19 protein-coding genes are annotated in these 15467 nt (G+C 51.6%); 15 read left to right on the top strand and 4 right to left on the bottom strand.

The annotated features are described in order from the left end of the window. Positions 1 to 59 precede the first annotated feature (59 nt). Entirely contained in the window at positions 60 to 530 is a 471-nt protein-coding gene (locus O5O45_RS15090) for a lipocalin-like domain-containing protein (RefSeq protein ID WP_305906031.1), read from the top strand. On the opposite strand, the gene O5O45_RS15085 is transcribed toward O5O45_RS15090, so the two are convergent. Next, complete coding sequence (locus tag O5O45_RS15085) at positions 527 to 1492, bottom strand: phytanoyl-CoA dioxygenase family protein (protein ID WP_305906030.1); 966 nt, start codon at positions 1490 to 1492, stop codon at positions 527 to 529. The genes O5O45_RS15090 and O5O45_RS15085 overlap by 4 nt on opposite strands. A gap of 202 nt (positions 1493 to 1694) precedes the next feature. On the opposite strand from O5O45_RS15085, the gene O5O45_RS15080 reads away from it, so the two are divergent. The 3 genes from O5O45_RS15080 (at position 1695) to O5O45_RS15070 (ending at position 3645) form a co-directional block, all read left to right on the top strand. Continuing rightward, complete coding sequence (locus O5O45_RS15080) at positions 1695 to 2561, top strand: AraC family transcriptional regulator (RefSeq protein WP_305906029.1); 867 nt, start codon at positions 1695 to 1697, stop codon at positions 2559 to 2561. A 1-nt stretch (position 2562) separates the two neighbouring features. Further along, a complete protein-coding gene (locus tag O5O45_RS15075) occupies positions 2563 to 3021 on the top strand; it encodes an HAD family hydrolase (RefSeq protein ID WP_305906028.1) in 459 nt (152 codons plus the stop codon). Positions 3022 to 3132: 111 nt separating this feature from the next. Further along, positions 3133 to 3645, top strand: a complete 513-nt coding sequence (locus O5O45_RS15070) for a GNAT family N-acetyltransferase (RefSeq protein ID WP_305906027.1) — start codon at positions 3133 to 3135, stop codon at positions 3643 to 3645. A gap of 24 nt (positions 3646 to 3669) precedes the next feature. Here the strand turns inward: O5O45_RS15070 and O5O45_RS15065 are convergent, their stop codons facing one another. Further along, the gene (locus tag O5O45_RS15065) at positions 3670 to 4551 is read right to left on the bottom strand and encodes a LysR family transcriptional regulator (protein ID WP_305906026.1); all 882 of its coding nucleotides are present in this window, start codon (positions 4549 to 4551) and stop codon (positions 3670 to 3672) included. 115 nt (positions 4552 to 4666) lie between these two features. Between O5O45_RS15065 and O5O45_RS15060 the strand changes: the two genes are divergently transcribed. The 7 genes from O5O45_RS15060 (at position 4667) to O5O45_RS15030 (ending at position 11012) form a co-directional block, all read left to right on the top strand. Next, positions 4667 to 5443: a ferredoxin--NADP reductase gene (locus O5O45_RS15060; protein ID WP_305906025.1), complete on the top strand. Its 777-nt coding sequence runs from the start codon at positions 4667 to 4669 to the stop codon at positions 5441 to 5443. A gap of 449 nt (positions 5444 to 5892) precedes the next feature. Next, positions 5893 to 6063: a DUF1328 domain-containing protein gene (locus O5O45_RS15055; protein WP_011398159.1), complete on the top strand. Its 171-nt coding sequence runs from the start codon at positions 5893 to 5895 to the stop codon at positions 6061 to 6063. A gap of 83 nt (positions 6064 to 6146) precedes the next feature. Further along, positions 6147 to 6350, top strand: a complete 204-nt coding sequence (locus O5O45_RS15050) for a hypothetical protein (protein ID WP_127972002.1) — start codon at positions 6147 to 6149, stop codon at positions 6348 to 6350. Positions 6351 to 6502: 152 nt separating this feature from the next. Then, positions 6503 to 7468 (top strand): diacylglycerol/lipid kinase family protein, encoded by a 966-nt coding sequence (locus O5O45_RS15045; RefSeq protein WP_305906024.1) that lies wholly within the window; start codon positions 6503 to 6505, stop codon positions 7466 to 7468. 6 nt (positions 7469 to 7474) lie between these two features. Beyond that, positions 7475 to 8302 (top strand): metallophosphoesterase family protein, encoded by an 828-nt coding sequence (locus tag O5O45_RS15040; protein ID WP_305906023.1) that lies wholly within the window; start codon positions 7475 to 7477, stop codon positions 8300 to 8302. Positions 8303 to 8418: 116 nt separating this feature from the next. Beyond that, the gene (locus O5O45_RS15035) at positions 8419 to 10098 is read left to right on the top strand and encodes a L,D-transpeptidase family protein (RefSeq protein WP_305906022.1); all 1680 of its coding nucleotides are present in this window, start codon (positions 8419 to 8421) and stop codon (positions 10096 to 10098) included. After that, complete coding sequence (locus O5O45_RS15030; RefSeq protein WP_305906021.1) at positions 10083 to 11012, top strand: M15 family metallopeptidase domain-containing protein; 930 nt, start codon at positions 10083 to 10085, stop codon at positions 11010 to 11012. Before O5O45_RS15035 ends, O5O45_RS15030 begins: the two co-directional genes overlap by 16 nt. Positions 11013 to 11144: 132 nt before the next feature. Here O5O45_RS15030 and O5O45_RS15025 read toward each other — a convergent pair whose 3' ends face one another. Beyond that, positions 11145 to 11783 carry a BON domain-containing protein gene (locus O5O45_RS15025; RefSeq protein ID WP_305906020.1) on the bottom strand — a complete coding sequence of 213 codons (639 nt, stop codon included), beginning with the start codon at positions 11781 to 11783 and terminating at the stop codon, positions 11145 to 11147. Between the two features lie 527 nt (positions 11784 to 12310). Here O5O45_RS15025 and O5O45_RS15020 point away from each other — a divergent pair. The 4 genes from O5O45_RS15020 to O5O45_RS15005 all read left to right on the top strand — a co-directional run bounded on the left by O5O45_RS15020 (position 12311) and on the right by O5O45_RS15005 (position 14335). Next, positions 12311 to 13051: a substrate-binding periplasmic protein gene (locus tag O5O45_RS15020; protein ID WP_305906019.1), complete on the top strand. Its 741-nt coding sequence runs from the start codon at positions 12311 to 12313 to the stop codon at positions 13049 to 13051. A 95-nt stretch (positions 13052 to 13146) separates the two neighbouring features. Further along, positions 13147 to 13509 (top strand): hypothetical protein, encoded by a 363-nt coding sequence (locus O5O45_RS15015; RefSeq protein WP_305906018.1) that lies wholly within the window; start codon positions 13147 to 13149, stop codon positions 13507 to 13509. 48 nt (positions 13510 to 13557) lie between these two features. Beyond that, positions 13558 to 13980: a hypothetical protein gene (locus tag O5O45_RS15010; RefSeq protein ID WP_305906017.1), complete on the top strand. Its 423-nt coding sequence runs from the start codon at positions 13558 to 13560 to the stop codon at positions 13978 to 13980. A 19-nt stretch (positions 13981 to 13999) separates the two neighbouring features. After that, complete coding sequence (locus O5O45_RS15005) at positions 14000 to 14335, top strand: hypothetical protein (RefSeq protein ID WP_305906016.1); 336 nt, start codon at positions 14000 to 14002, stop codon at positions 14333 to 14335. Between the two features lie 77 nt (positions 14336 to 14412). On the opposite strand, the gene O5O45_RS15000 is transcribed toward O5O45_RS15005, so the two are convergent. Continuing rightward, positions 14413 to 15336, bottom strand: coding sequence for a mechanosensitive ion channel family protein (locus O5O45_RS15000; protein ID WP_305906015.1), 924 nt, complete (start codon positions 15334 to 15336; stop codon positions 14413 to 14415). Positions 15337 to 15467 lie beyond the last annotated feature (131 nt).

Below are 15467 nucleotides of genomic sequence, written 5' to 3'. Positions count from 1 at the left end.
ATGATGGCGACGGCCTCGGTTATGACAAGAACACATCACAAAGAGATTGGCTCTCCCTTATGAAACGGATCTATTTCATTTCCCTTTTGGCGGCGTCTTTGTCGCTGAGTGCATGTCATGCGGATGTTGAGTTGAAGGAGGACGCCACCAAAGCTAAAGCCGCTCTGGTGGGCGTTTGGCAGGGCGATGGCAGCGCGGATGACGAGGGTAATTATTCGGGGCTGGAGGAGTATTGGAAAATTACGCGGACAGCGGACGGTCGTTTTGAGCAGGAATATCTGTCCATGGATATATCTGCGAAAAAGTACACGCTGGCGCTTGAGAAAGGCGCATGGGACTACGAAGGCGGTATGTATTTGGAAACTTATGACGACGGCAAGTCCAACTCGTTCCGGGTGATTTCTATTACCGAGGACACCTTTCAATATAATTTCCCGCAGGACAGCGATGACTTCTTCATCGAAGAAGGCAAAGCCGACAGCGGTTTTGAGTTGATCAAGCCGCCGCCGGAATTCGCCAAAGCGGATTAAGCTGGCTCGACATGACTCTCGCGCCAGGACTTCAGGCCCAATAATTTCTCGCCAAGCGGCGACAGGCGGGCTTGCGGGTAGCGCGTTTTCTCCCACTCTCTGGGATCGCCGGGAAATGCGAATCCCTGAGGAGGCGTGTGCTCACGCCATGAGTCCACTCGCCACTGCCGCATTTCTTCATCAGACTCATTCGCCGGCGCCATAGAGATGTACTGGGCCATACGCACCCGGTCAGATTGGTTGGGACGAATGCCATGGGCCAACAGGCTGTTGAAGATAAGCAAGTCGCCCTTGCGCATTGGGATGAACTCCGGCTCATAGCCCGTCAGATCGGGAACCCAGGGATCGCGGCCGGCAGGTTGGCTTTGTTTCCATCGCTCGAAGTCATGAAAAAGTTGCGGTACGCACTGAAAGCCGCCGCAACGTTCGTCCGTATCGGACAGCGCCAGCACGCCTTGCACGCCAATAGGAGGCGGAACCATTGTCGAATCTGCGTCCCAATGGATGAATCCGCTGAATTGACGGCCATCGCGATTGGGCGTATTCAGATTGGCGCGGTCAATGGTGACCCATAAATCTTCTCGGTCCCATATATCCACAAATGCATCATAAACACGCTGTGTCTGACGGCTGACCCATAACGCCTGATGGTGGTAACACTCCACCATGCCGCTGTTATTGAGTTCCTTCATTTCATGCTGACGTAATTGCGGTTTGCTCCAGGTGGCGGCGTCCTCTGGGTCCATTTCCGTAAACTCCCAAAGCAATGATTGCACTGCCCGCACCTGTTCCGCATCCACTGCATTGGGAATGATGACATACCCCCAGGCGCGCCAGAACTCAAAATCGGATTCGCTGAGCACGCGCAAAGGAAGCTGTTTGCGAATATCTTTCAGCTGCACGCCGCAGGGATCGGAAACGCTGCGATTACCGGGAGCTTTATATTCATCACGCTGTTTCATATTGTTATCTCCTGTTCTTGCCTACGCTGATGCTGATTGGGAATAGGACTATTCTGCTTGGCGTAACCCGGGGCAGGTTGTGGAAATAGGGCGGAGAATGATACTTTTCGGTCATTCTAATTAAATATATGGCCAGAATAGTATGACCCTCATGGTTGTTTTGCGATGATGGCCAAACAGTTCAGCGGTGCGGCGAAAGGCTATGAAAGCGCTCTATGAAAAAGTCAGATATCCGGAGGACGCGTCATGGCGCTTTTTTCTGCGTCAGCTGGACGAACTGCCGTTTCAGTGGCATTACCATCCTGAATACGAGCTTACCTACACTCTGAATAGCGCCGGTCAACGTTATGTGGGCGATCATGTGGATCGCTACGAATCCGGCGATCTGGTATTGATAGGGCCGAATCTGCCCCATAGCTGGCGCTCCTCGCAACGGCCTGATGAAAAAGCGCCGCATACGGTTTACGTGCTGTGGTTCAATCAGCAGTGGGTGGATCGCTTGTTGGAGAGTTTTCCCGAATATGGCGATGTGGGCGAATTACTCAGGCAAAGTCGACGTGGATTGCGCTTTCGACCAGCGGACTACTCAGTGGTGGATCGACTGTTTAAAGGGCTTCCAGAGCAAGACCCACGGAGTCGTCTGCTTACCTTGCTTTCGTTACTGGGGGATCTGGCGCAGACGCCTTATCGCCCGCTGGCGTCGGCGAATTTTTATTCCGGCGCCACTAATCGGCGTGAACAGGATATCCTGGACGGTATTTTGGAGGCCGCCCATCAGGCGTTCGCCGATAAGCTGACGATTGGCGATATGGCGCGACGACACAACATGAGCGTGAGCAAATTCAGCCGCTTCTTCAGTAAGCACATGAATCAAAGCTTTAATCAGTATTTGACCCAGATTCGCCTGGGGCAGGCCTGTTCAAAACTGATCAATACCGCGGCGCCGATAGCGCTTATTGCAGAACAGACCGGGTTTAATAATCTTTCCAACTTCAACCGTTTGTTCAAGAAGCATAAAGGCGTGACGCCGCAAGGTTTTCGCAAACGTTTTACTGCAGCGGGGCAATGACGTGCGTATCGCATTTGATCTGGATGACACCCTGATTCCCACCACGGGCCCCTTTGTGGTTGGGGAGCGTCGACTTGGACCGCCAGCAGGATTATGGTTCCGTGAAGCCTTGCGTACCGGAGCGCCGACGCTCATGCAAACCCTGGCCAAAGATCATGAAATCTGGATATACACCACCTCTCTGCGTAAGCCCTGGCTTGTTAAGGCTTGGTTTCGTCTGTGGGGCGTCAGATTGGGGGAAGTGGTCAACCAGGACGATCATCGTGAAGCGGTCGCCGCTAATCAGCGTTACTCTCGCTTCAGCAAGGCCCCCAGGCTGTTTGGCATTGACCTGATGATTGACGACTTGCCCGGTGTGGGAATTGAGTGTGAGCGGCAGGGATGTCGCTTCGTGATCGTGGCTCCTGACGACCCAGAGTGGGTGGAAAAGGTACTGGCCAGCGCCCAACAGCATTACTGAGCAGTGTGTAGATAAGCTCACTTGGCTGCACGGGAGATAGACGTCAGGCGCTATCGGCGTTGGCGGAAAGGGAACCTGGATAGGATTAATAGTAAACAGGCGGTTATAACTATGAAGGTATTGGAGACAGAGCGTTTAACGCTTCGGTGGCTGCAGCTGGAGGATGACCATTTTATTTTGGCGCTGTTGAACGATCCATCATGGATACGCTTTATCGGCGACCGTGGGATAAGAACGCGGGAGGGCGCGCGTCAGTATATCCAAAATGGTCCGTTGGCGATGTATGAAAGGGAAGGATTCGGGCTCTATCTGGTGGAGCTTAAGCAGGATGGCGCTCCAGTCGGCATGTGCGGATTGATCAAGCGGGAAGGGCTGGATGATGTGGATATAGGATTCGCTTTCATGCCTCAGTTCCGTTCGCAGGGGTACGCCTACGAGGCGGCCAGGGCGGTGCTGGATTACGGCGCGACTAAACTGGGAATGAGCCGCATTGTCGGCATTGTGGACCAGAGTAACGCCAGCTCGATTCGCTTGTTGGAGAAAATCGGCATGGCGATGGAGAAGACCACCCGACTTCCCAATGACGATGTCGACTTGTTTCTGTATGGCGTTAACTTCTCCTGACTTTTTTGATGCTTTTGGCTTGTCTCAGGTAAGCTGGCGGCATAACTCCAGCCAGTTTTCGATGCCGGCGCTGCGGTACTTTTCTTTATGCAGAATAAAGTAGAAGCGGCGCTGGAAGTTCCGATGCGGCGCCTCCAACGGCGCCAGACTACCGCGCTTGAATGCGTCCACCAGTGTCACCCGCGACAGACAACCAATGCCCAGCTTGGCCTCCACGGCGCGTTTTATTGCCTCGGTGTGCTGTAGCTCGATGGAGACCTTGAGGTCAGGAAGAATGCCGTGCATCGCCCATTCAAACGCCTGCCGTGTTCCCGATCCTCGTTCTCTTAATATCCAGCTGGCGCGCACCAGATCCTCGTCGCTCAGCACTTTCTTCTGCGCCAGCGGATGGTCGGGAGCGCAGAAGATTTTCAGCTCATCGTCGCGCCAGGGAATCACTTCCAGCTCATTGTGATTGATTTCCCCTTCCACCAGGCCCACATCTAATTCAAAATTAAGCACCTTGCCTGCGATAGTGGTGGTATTGGCCACCTCCAGGGATACCTTGGCGCCGGGATGTTGCTGCATGAAATCCGCCATGATGCTGACCGCCAGATAGTTACCGATGGACAGCGTGGCGCCCACTTTCAGTGATCCGATATCCGTATGCTGTTGAAAGTCCAACTCCAGGTCGCGAGCGCGCTCTATCAGCGCTTCCACCCGGGGACGCAGCATGCGCCCCAGTTCGTTGAGCTGGAGGCTTTTGCCGATGCGGTCGAACAATTGAATATTGAATTGGGACTCCAGATTACGCAGCGCGTCACTGGCTGCGGATTGAGACATAGACAGGCTTTTCGCGGCCTGGGTGATGTTCTCGAAGTGCGCGGCGGCCAGAAATATTTCCAATTGTCGCAGGGTGTAGTGCATTATCGATAAATCCGATAAGAGTTATTGAATAATCCTGTTTTACAGATAGATTATACTTGGGTTAAATATCGATCAATGAAAACTTTAGCGCCTTTATCAGGAGTCAATGCAGATTATGTCAGGAATGCGTAAAGAAACGGTCACCAGCGTGCGTCATTGGAACGACACTCTGTTTAGCTTTACCACCAGTCGCGATCCGTCTTTCCGTTTTAAAAACGGACATTTCATTATGATTGGCCTGGAGCAAGACAGCGGTCGCCCGCTGATGCGCGCCTACAGCATCGCCAGCGCCAACTACGAAGAAGAACTGGAGTTTTTCAGCATCAAAGTGCCTGACGGTCCTTTGACATCCCGTTTGCAGAAAATCAGCGTCGGCGATGAAATCATCATGAGCCGCAAGCCCACCGGCACCCTGATCGTGGATCACCTGCTGCCAGGGCGTAATTTATATCTGATCAGCACCGGCACCGGTTTGGCTCCTTTCATGAGCATTATCAAAGATCCGGAAACCTATGAGCGCTTTGATAAAGTCATTCTGACCCATGGCGTGCGTTATGTTTCCGAGCTGGCTTATCAGAATCTGATCCGCGAAGAGTTGCCGCAGAACGAATTCTTCGGTGAGCTCGTACAGGAAAAACTGATTTACTACCCCACTGTCACCCGTGAAGATTATCCCACACAGGGCCGTATCACTGACTCGATGGAAAGCGGCAAGCTGTTTTCCGACATTGGTTTGCCGGAGATGGACCCTGAGTATGACCGCTTCATGGTGTGCGGCAGCCCCAGCATGTTGAAAGACACCTGCGCCATCCTGGATTCCCGCGGCTTCACTGAGGCCCGCCAAGGCGAACTGGGACACTATGTTATCGAGCGCGCATTCGTCGAAAGTTGATTTATCCCCTTAGAAAAGCGATTTACGCAGCCTTCGGGCTGCGCCTTATTAGCTGCTCCGTACGTTAGTCCGGTTCTGCTATAGGGGCCGTCTGTTAGTGACCGCAGACGGCCCCGCCTTTTTCTGCATGCCGATTCCCTTCTTACACTCCTATTGTTGCAGCGTAGAACTGTTCAATCCGCCTTCGAGTACGATTGCAGGTGTTTAGTTATGCTTTTTCACGTCCACGTCCACGTCCACGTCCACGTCCACGTCCACGCTCATGGGATTCTTGCGCTCCACCCATAATTGCAGCGGGTTTGTAAGCTTTACATGTGATTGCCTCGTCTTACTTCCTCCACCAACACCGGATTATTTCTTTAATTTATTGATATTTAAAATAAAAATATAAGTTGGTCCAAGTCCTGATTATTACCTGTTGAGTTCGGAAACAAGTAAGGAGAAAGGATATGTTGTACTGGTCAATTGTATTTTTTGTCGTAGCGCTGGTAGCAGGCGTACTTGGATTTACCGGTATTGCCGCAGCGACTGCCGATATTGCACAAATTCTGTTCGTTATCTTTCTGGTGCTTTTCGTGATCAGCATTATCGCCGGAGGATTCCGCAGAAACCGATTATAGGCTTGTATTGAGAACCTGAGGAAAGACAGCGGTAGGACGCCGCCAATGAAACAAAATAACTGTTAGGAAACGAGGAGATGACGATGACTACATTCACCGACCTGTTGAAGGCGATGGTTATAGCCGCCCCGTTGGCTTTTTCACTAACCGCTTGTGATGCGGGCGATGGCGAAGCGGAGCAAATCGGCGAAGAGGTGGACAGAGCTCTGAATGACGCAGGCAACAGACTGGAAGACGCATGTGAAAGCGTTAAAGAGGGCGTCAACGCAAGAGACCAGGATTGTTAAGAGCCTATGACGTAGTAAAGAGTCCTGGCGGAGTGGGGCCGCCGATGAACTCGTAAGTGAGCTGATCGGCGGCCCTTTTTATGGCTGTGAAGCGGATTGGGATAACGGGATTTTCAGGAGGCGCAACCTTTGCGCTATAAATGGTAACCACTATGCAAGTAGCTGAAATAAAGAGACATAACGTTCCTACGGTAGAGCGTAAGCTAGTGATGCTGGTTAACCTCGGCTCCGGCAAGGGACGTTCTGGAGATTCAATGGCGCAGTTGGAGTCAGCGCCGGCGAGTGTAAGAGATCGGATACTGTCTACGCACAGCATTCGTCAGGGCATCGGCCTGCAGGAAACCATCCGCAGGGCGGCGCAGGAAGCGAGGCAGAACCAGGCCGTTCTGGTCGTGGTTGGCGGAGACGGCACGATCAACGCCGCCTTGCCTCACATCCTGGAGCAAGGGGTGACCTTCGCCGTTGTTCCCGGCGGCACTTTCAACCTGTTTGCGAAAGAGCATAAGTTGCCGGAGAACTTTGCGGAAGCCCTGGACGTCGCCCTTAATGGCGTGGTTAAGGCGATTCCTTTATACCAGGTCAACGACATACTGTTCGCGGTTAACGCCAGCTTGGGACTGTACCCTCGTATTATTCAGGCGCGTGAATCTCATCAGAAGCGATTTGGGCGGTTTCGCTGGGTGGCGTTTTTGTCAGGCGTGTGGACCTGCCTGACCCAGGCCAGGCCGCAACGGATGAAATTAACGTCGGAAGGTCTCTCCCGCGCCATCAATACGCCGCTGCTGTTCAGCACCATCAGCCATATGCAATTGGAGCTGTTGAACCTGCAGGATGTGAAAGCGGCGGATGATCAGGGTTTTGTCGCCATTGTGCTGAAAGCCAAGGAGCGTCTGCAGTTGATGAAGTTGCTGGGGCGTATGGCGTTAGGCATGCCGGAGAGTCCTGAGTATTATGAATATATGGTTTGTCGGGAATTGGAAATCAGCTCTCACCGCAAGTCGTTGCGGATAGTGGTGGACGGTGAGATTCGTAAAGTATCGACGCCCGTGAGGATGCGGGCGCTGCCAAGCGCCGCTCTGTTCGTGGCCCCGCAGAAACCAGAGAAAAACGCCAAATGATTCGTTATGCAGATTATTCAGCTATCTGATCCCCATTTCGGAACGGAAGACTGGAGCGTACAGGAAGCGTTGGTGAAGACCCTCAATGACATGCGCCCCGAGTTGCTTCTGTTTTCCGGCGATATTACCCAGCGCGCCACCCGCCCTCAGTTCGCCGCCGCGCGGGCCTTTTTGGAGAGAATTGAGGCGGAACATGTACTCGCCGTGCCGGGAAATCATGACATCCCTCTGTTTAATCTCTGGAGCCGTTTGACGGCCCCATATAAAAAATATTGTGAAATCTTTGGGTCTAATCTGGAGCCGGAATTTGAGAATAATCTGGCGCTGGTCGTAGGAGTAAACACCACTCATAAATATCGCCACGTGGATGGGGAAATCAGCCCGCAAAGAGCGGACGCCGTGGCGCGCCGTCTGGCCTCCGCGCCTGACAAACTGCGGGTTGTGGTGGCGCATCACCCTTGTCAGGTGGTGCTGCCGTCCGACCAGAAAAACCTTCTCATTGGCCGCGAATATGCGTTGAAATCCTGGATCAAAGCTGGGGTGGATCTGGTGCTTGGCGGCCACATTCACTATCCCTTCATTTTGCCTCTGCGAGAAAGCTTTCCAGAGGCTCCATCGGGTGTTTTCGTCATGCAGGCGGGGACGGCGACGTCGACCCGTATTCGCAGCGGAAAACCTAATTCTTTCAATCGCATAGTGGTGAGACGTGACCGTCGTCTAACGCTGCTTGAGCGTTGGGATTATGACTCTGCGACAGAACGTTTTCGCGTCGCCTTGAAGTTTTCACCCTGGGCGAACGAACCCTCGCGCCAGGTTCAGGCGACCTCCTGCTGAATCAGCTAATATAGATAGTATTCATTCAACCGCTTATAATGGCGCCCGTTATAAAGCCGGCCCCGGTTTTTAATATCTATCTGGTAAGACCGCTGAATCTTAAGGAGTAGAACCAAGTGACGTCTGTATTACCACGCTGGACATGGTGTTGCATCTTGTCCCTGTGGGTGACGATGACCCAGGCGAGCCCGATCGCAGGCTTGCCGTCGCAATTGTTGGAGTGGGCCGCCGGCCAGCCATTATCTTTTCCCTCTCAGCAAAAAATGCTGCATCCCGCCGAAGTCCGGCAGATTTACGATATGAGTTTATACAAGCCCGTTTGGTTTGCGGATGAAACCTTGACGGAGCGCGCCTATGCATTGGTAAGGACGTTGGAGCATACCGATCAGGAAGGCTTGCCGTCGCAAAGATACCACACCTCGGTGTTGTCAGAGCTGTTGGGTCAATATCGGGCTGCGCCAGAAACGTTTGGGCGCGCATTTGAGTTGGAGTTATTACTGACGGACGCCATGGTGGCGCTGTCCAGCGACCGTCTGACCGGCCGCTTCGACCCCAGGTCGATCGATTCCGTCTGGCGTGAAGAGCGCACAACCGGCGAACTGGCGCCTCGCCTCTATCAGGCGATTGCAGAGGATCGTCTGTTGGAGGATATGAACGCCATGGTGCCGACGCCGGAAGTGTACAAAGGTCTGTCGCAACTGCTGACGGATCTGCGCGAAACGGAAGCCCAAGGCGGTTGGCCCATGGTGTCCTACGGTCCGACGCTGCGGCCTGGACAATCTGATTCGCGAGTCATTGAATTACGCCGTCGCTTGATCGCCAGCGGCGACATGGAACGGCCTGTGATCGATACCTCAGCGGGCGATGATGAGACCCTTTTTGATGAGGGCCTGGTGAAAGCCGTTCGCTTTTTCCAGCAGCGTCATGGCCTGAAACCGGACGCTATCGTAGGAAAAGAAACCCTGGCGATGCTGAATACGCCGATTTCCGAGCGTATCGAACAGGTGCGCAGCAATCTGGAGCGTCGTCGCTGGACGCCAACGAATCTGGGCGACCGTTATGTGGTGGTGAATATCGCCGATTACCGCCTGGATCTGGTGGATCACGGCCGCACCGAGTTAAGCATGCGTGTGGTGGTGGGTAAGCCTTACCGGCGCACGCCCGCTTTCAGTGGTTTGATGACTTATCTGGTGGTGAACCCACTGTGGGAGGTGCCCACCCAGATTGCCGAAGAAGATATGCTGGAGCGTTTTATCGAAGACCCGGAATTTATCAACAAAATGGGATTCAGGGTATACAAAGGCTGGGGACGGGAAGAGGCTGCGCTCGACCCGGAAACCATTAACTGGGAAGAAGTCAAAGGCGGCAAGTTCCCCTATCGGCTGCAACAGGCGGCGGGCCCGATGAATGCGTTAGGACGTATCAAGTTTATGTTTCCCAATGAATTTAATGTGTATCTTCACGATACGCCGAGCAGAAGCTTGTTCTATAAATCACAACGAGCCTTCAGCTCAGGCTGCATCCGTCTGGAGCGGCCCCTGGAATTAGCCGCTGCCTTGATCGGCAGTAAGAGAAAAACCGGCATTGAGCTGGACAAAATACTCGCGTCGGGAGAGCCGACGACACTGCGTTTACCGAGCCCGGTTCCAGTGCATCTGCAATACTGGACCGCCTGGATGGATGACTCCGGCGTAGCGCAATTCCGTAAGGATGTATATGGAAGAGACGCCCGACTGCAGATGGCGTTTGAAGGAAAGACGCTGGCGCCGGAGGATAATGAATGGTTAGAGCACTAACGGTCATTACGCTCTGTCTGCTGATGACCCGTGCTTTTGGATTTGAACCCGGTAAAGTCGACTTCAGTATCAGCTTCAAAGGCGAAACCAGTGACTATCGGGTTATGTCCGCATTTCTACAGGCGTCAGAAGAATTTGTCTTCAAAATTAATCTGCCGGAGAGCGAGCAGATTGAAATAAGCGGCCAGGGCGATGTCGTCAAGGAGCCGGGCGATCGTTATCGCTGGAACGCTCCTGCGCATCCCGGGGTCAGTCGCTTGACCATTCGCAGGCCATCCACTGGGGCGCAAATCACCTTGAACCTGTTTGTTCTGGTGCCGGCGAACCAAGTTGAAGAGGGGATGTTGAATGGCTATCAGATAGGTCACTATCCTAGTGAGGCCTATCTCAATCAGGCTATCTATCTTCCGCCTCCCGGTTATCTCGAAGTCACCAAGGACATGCTGGATATCGAACTGACGCCAAATTATCGTTTGGAACAGTTTCTATGTCGGCAACCCTCAGAGTTCCCCAAGTTTCTGGTGCTGAGGGAAAAGCTGCTGCTCAAGCTGGAGTATTTGACAGAGCAGGTGAATGTGGCGGGTGTGCCGGTTTCATCGTTCGTTATTATGAGCGGCTTTCGCACTCCGTACTACAACACTTCCATTCGCAACGCCATGTACAGTCGCCATCAGTGGGGTGGAGCGGCGGACGTCTTTATCGATGAGGACCCCAAAGACGGTAAAATGGATGACCTGAATAAGGACGGTAAAGTCGACAAGAACGACGCAGAATATCTGGCGCAGCTGATTGAGCAGTTTGCCGAAACGCCGGAGTACAAATCCTTCATTGGCGGTTTGGGCGTATATTCCGCCAATAGCTACCACGGGCCATTTATCCATGTGGATGTGCGAGGCGCAACGGTCCGGTGGTAAGCCGGGACGCGGAACTGTCGTCCAATATGGGCTTTGAAGCAAATCTGATTGTTATCATTCTGACAGCGAAAAAAGCCCGAAGCCGTGAGGCTTCGGGCCCTGTTGACGTCTATGCGCATGGAATGCAGTTATTTAGTTGATCATCAACTTGTTTTTAACGGAATCCACATTGTCGACATTGCTGGCGAGTTTCTCGGCAAGGTCCTTCTCAGCCTCTGAATCCACCGCGCCATTCAGCGTTACCACGCGGCCCTCTGTATCTACATCTATATCAAGACCGGCGACCGACTCGTTGGCCAGTAGCTTCATTTTTACCTTAGCGGTAATAGTGGCGTCAGCCACGGAGCTTTTAAAACTCTCGTTATCCGCGTTTTCCTTCTTGGCCGGTGTGGAGGCTACCTGCAACTGGTTATCCACATCCTTGACGCCTTCTACGCTCAGGGTGATCTGTTCCGCCAGCTCTTTCTCCACCTCTGAACTGACTGTTCCCACCAGGGTCGCGTTGGAGCCGTTTACGGATGCGTCAATTTCGAACGCGCTCAGGTTCTCGTTGAACAAAATGGCGGTTTCAATCTTGCCTTCAGTCCAACCGTCCTTGAAATATTTCTTCGCATCTGCACTCATCTCTTCCGCTTGCTGACTAACAGTCTCTTCCGTTTTAACTTTATCGCCAGCTGCGTAAGCGGGGGCCACGGTCATCGCGCCAGCCAGGGTCGCAGCAATAAGAGCAGCATAAGCAGGTTTCTTCGTAAAAGTTTTTGGCGTCTTCATAACGATCTCCTTTTCTATCTTTTAAAGTCCCGGTTCTCTTTCGAGACCGGGTAACAGGTCTCTATGCCTCGTTGTCACTTAAGAGATTGCTAGAAGCGTGCCAAGTTATTTTTACGGATTTTAGCGCTTTTTATGCGCATATTGTCGCAATATTGCGCAACTCTCTCGTTTGATTGGTAATCTTGGGTAAAAGGCTTGCAGAACTTACAAAGTATTGGGTTAGCTTGATCGACTGGAGCGAGCGCCTCTTTTAGGTCTGCTAATTACCTGAGTAAAGCCGACTTCGGCGCTTGGTATCGCTTTGGCGGATCAGTTGTGTCGGTGTCAGGCGCGTACGAAAAAATCGCCACTACTGCTATATTGGTGATAATAACCATAAGCGAAAAACGCCCTCTGGTATGACCCTTCCACTCAGTAATCAGCGCATAGCCAAACGCCACAGCAAGCCTCTTTTATTCCTAAGAGACTCCTGTTTGCGGCGCTGCTTTAATCGAGTGAGGCCTAATAATCTGTTCTATAGCGTTATCGTGCTAGTAGTCTGTCTTGCTTTATTCCGCGTCGCTGAAGCGGCGGAGCGCCAAGTGGTGCTGGCCGCGACCGAGTACCCTCCTTATTACGGTGAGCATTTAGAGAGTAAGGGGTTTATTACGGAGATTATCTTCACCGCCTTTCAACGAGTCGGGTATGACGTGGAAGTGAAGTTTTTACCCTGGAAAAGGGCGTATGGTATGGCGCAGGCGGGGGATTTTGATGGGGTCTACACTGGGTGGTATCGAAAAAACAGGGAGCAGTGGTTTGAGTATTCAGACCCTCTTCCAGCTAACGAACTAGGCTTTTACGCACTGAAAGAGCGTCATATTTCCTATGACGCACTGATTGATTTACAGCCATACAAAATTGGCGTGGTGCGGGGCTATGTGAATCCCCCTGAGTTTGAACAGGCCAGATTGGATACCATAGAGGTCACCGAAGATCGCCAGAATCTTCTTAGCCTCTCCCGCGGCTGGATTGATCTTGTGCTGATTGATAAGTTTATGGGGCAGTATATTATCAACACGGAATTTCCCGACTCCGCCAACAAGTTCATCTGGCTCGACCCTCCGATCAAAGTGGAAAATCAATACCTGATGTTCTCCAGGAAAACGAAGAACTTTATGAAAACCTCCCAAGACTTCAATCACGGCTTAAAGCAATTGGCGCAAGAAGGTAAGATTGATGCGATTATTTCCAAGCACCGTTTGCTCTGGGTAACCTCAAAAAGAGAGTGAAAGACGTTCGCTTTGGGTAATGCGTAACGGTAGTGAGCGTGCGAGTCGTTATGCTTTCTGGCAACAATCATGCTGAATAGGACGGATTAACATAAGTGGACATTGAACTTACCGCTAAAGAAAAGCTGGACGAGCTAAGTGAGCGTTTGGGATGCAAGCTCGAAATACGAAAGCTCTGGCCGGATGAGTTTAATCCAGGCTTTTATTTCCGGTTTTATGGTTTGGTCGCCGATACTGTGCTAATGAAGGTCGAAGTGGTTGGTTCGTATTATTTTGGACTGCGAAATGGCGAAAGGATTGAAGAAATAGATATCTTTCCTTTCGTCAATGGAGAGAGAGTTTCCCCGTGTAATACCGAACATTATCTGTGGATGCATCGCGGCTCTATACGATGGGACTCTGTCGAAATGGGGTATGAATGCAAATACTCTATGGCTGAGCTGCTGCTTGATTCCTAATATCTGGTTGATGATCAATATGCATAGTAACCTGTATGTGCTTTTAGTATGTCTGAAATAAAACCGAATAGAGTAAAGGCGAATAAAGAGCTTTGGCCTGAAACCATAAAAAACTCTCATGACTTCCATAACCCACTATTTGATTTTTATTACGACAGTCAGTATGTGTGCAGGAAATGTAAAAAGACGACTATCTGGTCTGCGGAGCAACAAAAGTACGAGATAGAGGTGCTGAAAAAAGATTATTACGGAAAAGTTCTCTGTGAGCCCTGCTACGAAAAATATAATTCACTGAAGGGAAGGATTCGTGAGTATGAAAGGTTGTGGTTGATGGAAACGGAATCCAGTAAGGCTCATGCAGGGTATATAGCAAAATGGCTTGCTGATATTCAGGAGTTTAAAGCATACACAGATAAATATAGCCGGGGCATGGAGCATAAACTGCGCCGGTTGTTGGAAGTAAGTCAATGAATTAAGGGTGGGCTACATCATGAGCAACCAATATGAGATTGTTACGGTTGAAAACGATGTCCTAATTGTGGCTGTAGAGGGTTATGGTGATAGATATATTCTCTGGCAGAGAGGGTTGACTGAGGATACTGGTTCCGAGGATGGAATCTATTTTGAGTTTGATGATCAAATTAATGGCGGATTTAACTGCATAAAGAAATGCGTGGTCGCCAACGATGGTATTCGTGTAGAGATGACGGATGGTAAATCGATGCACTTTTACTTCAAGGAAGGCTTCAACAGGTTCGAGGAATTGAAATCGGGCTTATTACAAATCTATCAAGGCAGTGAAGATATACTTGAGTTTGCTTTTTGAGTCGGCCGTCCTCATATCAGTGGATTAGAGGCTCAAGAGGACGGCTATCAATTTTAAGTTGTTCCCTGCATGCTGACTTAAGCCGCCGAGGACTCCATCTCTTCAGTGCGAGCGCTGATGATCTGATCAAGCTGCAAGCCGCCTTTCGCCGCAAAATCCAGTGTGCGGATCGGGAAGGGGATGAGGATATCGGCTTCGTCCAGCGCTTTCTTCACCGCTACGACGCCTTTGTGCTGGGCGGTCATGAAGTCCACTTTTCCGGTGGGATAATCGATCCAATACCACACGACTAAATTGATGCTGCTGTCGCCGAACCCGGTGGCGAATACCTGGGTTTCCGTGCCGTTACGGTTGAAATTCAGAGCGTCGATGGCTTTGGTGATGACTTTGGCGGCTTTGTCGATGTCGTCGGCGTAAGAAATGCCGACCTGGATTTCGAGGCGGCGTTGACGGGTGATGGAGTAGTTTGTCAGTTTGTTGGTGAATACGGCTTTATTAGGAAGAATGACCCTTTGCCCTGAAAACGTCAGGATATGGGTATTACGCAGATTAATCGCCTCTACGGTTCCCATAATATCTGCGGTCGCCACAATATCTCCCACCCGAAATGGCTTGCGAACGCCCATAAATATCCCGGCGATAAAGTTCTCGGTGAGGTCCTGAAACGCAAAACCCAGCGCCAGACCAATGATCCCGGCCCCGGCGAGGAGCGAGGTGACAGTGCCCTGCAATCCTACAAAGCCCAGTGAGACGAAGACGCCGATCGCAACCAATACAATATGCACGATGGTGGAAAGCAGATTGGCCACTTCCACTGAGTCCAATGAACGCGTCAGCACCCGTCGGGTCAGGTTGGATAGGGCTTTGGCGATGTATAGAAACAGGAAGAAAAACACCAGGGCGACGATGGCGCTGGGCAGGTTGGCCAGTGCGGTTTCCGCCCATTCCTGAATGGAAGACCATACAATGTCGACGGCTTTTTCAAATTCTATTATGTCCATTGCTTAATCCTTAATCTGTTCATACAACAACTTCAACGATGTGGGCGAAGCCCCTCTACGTCCTGCAAACCTAACCAGTAACGCAGAAATCGTGCCGGTTTTAACCCTGAGACGGCGCAGCGCTCCACTGT

The sequence above is a fragment of the Hahella sp. HNIBRBA332 genome (assembly GCF_030719035.1).
GTDB lineage: Bacteria > Pseudomonadota > Gammaproteobacteria > Pseudomonadales > Oleiphilaceae > Hahella.
Note: the sequence above shows the minus strand (reverse complement) of the source record. Positions and strands in the feature narration are given on the sequence as shown.

Excerpts from the sequence above, each read along its gene's own strand:
- O5O45_RS15090 (WP_305906031.1), top strand. The coding sequence starts at position 60 with ATGAAACGGATCTATTTCATTTCCCTTTTGGCGGCGTCTTTGTCGCTG.
- O5O45_RS15085 (WP_305906030.1), bottom strand. The coding sequence starts at position 1,492 with ATGAAACAGCGTGATGAATATAAAGCTCCCGGTAATCGCAGCGTTTCC.
- O5O45_RS15080 (WP_305906029.1), top strand. The coding sequence starts at position 1,695 with ATGAAAGCGCTCTATGAAAAAGTCAGATATCCGGAGGACGCGTCATGG.
- O5O45_RS15070 (WP_305906027.1), top strand. The coding sequence starts at position 3,133 with ATGAAGGTATTGGAGACAGAGCGTTTAACGCTTCGGTGGCTGCAGCTG.
- O5O45_RS15065 (WP_305906026.1), bottom strand. The coding sequence starts at position 4,551 with ATGCACTACACCCTGCGACAATTGGAAATATTTCTGGCCGCCGCGCAC.
- O5O45_RS15060 (WP_305906025.1), top strand. The coding sequence starts at position 4,667 with ATGTCAGGAATGCGTAAAGAAACGGTCACCAGCGTGCGTCATTGGAAC.
- O5O45_RS15055 (WP_011398159.1), top strand. The coding sequence starts at position 5,893 with ATGTTGTACTGGTCAATTGTATTTTTTGTCGTAGCGCTGGTAGCAGGC.
- O5O45_RS15050 (WP_127972002.1), top strand. The coding sequence starts at position 6,147 with ATGACTACATTCACCGACCTGTTGAAGGCGATGGTTATAGCCGCCCCG.
- O5O45_RS15045 (WP_305906024.1), top strand. The coding sequence starts at position 6,503 with ATGCAAGTAGCTGAAATAAAGAGACATAACGTTCCTACGGTAGAGCGT.
- O5O45_RS15040 (WP_305906023.1), top strand. The coding sequence starts at position 7,475 with ATGCAGATTATTCAGCTATCTGATCCCCATTTCGGAACGGAAGACTGG.
- O5O45_RS15030 (WP_305906021.1), top strand. The coding sequence starts at position 10,083 with ATGGTTAGAGCACTAACGGTCATTACGCTCTGTCTGCTGATGACCCGT.
- O5O45_RS15025 (WP_305906020.1), bottom strand. The coding sequence starts at position 11,783 with ATGAAGACGCCAAAAACTTTTACGAAGAAACCTGCTTATGCTGCTCTT.
- O5O45_RS15010 (WP_305906017.1), top strand. The coding sequence starts at position 13,558 with ATGTCTGAAATAAAACCGAATAGAGTAAAGGCGAATAAAGAGCTTTGG.
- O5O45_RS15005 (WP_305906016.1), top strand. The coding sequence starts at position 14,000 with ATGAGCAACCAATATGAGATTGTTACGGTTGAAAACGATGTCCTAATT.
- O5O45_RS15000 (WP_305906015.1), bottom strand. The coding sequence starts at position 15,336 with ATGGACATAATAGAATTTGAAAAAGCCGTCGACATTGTATGGTCTTCC.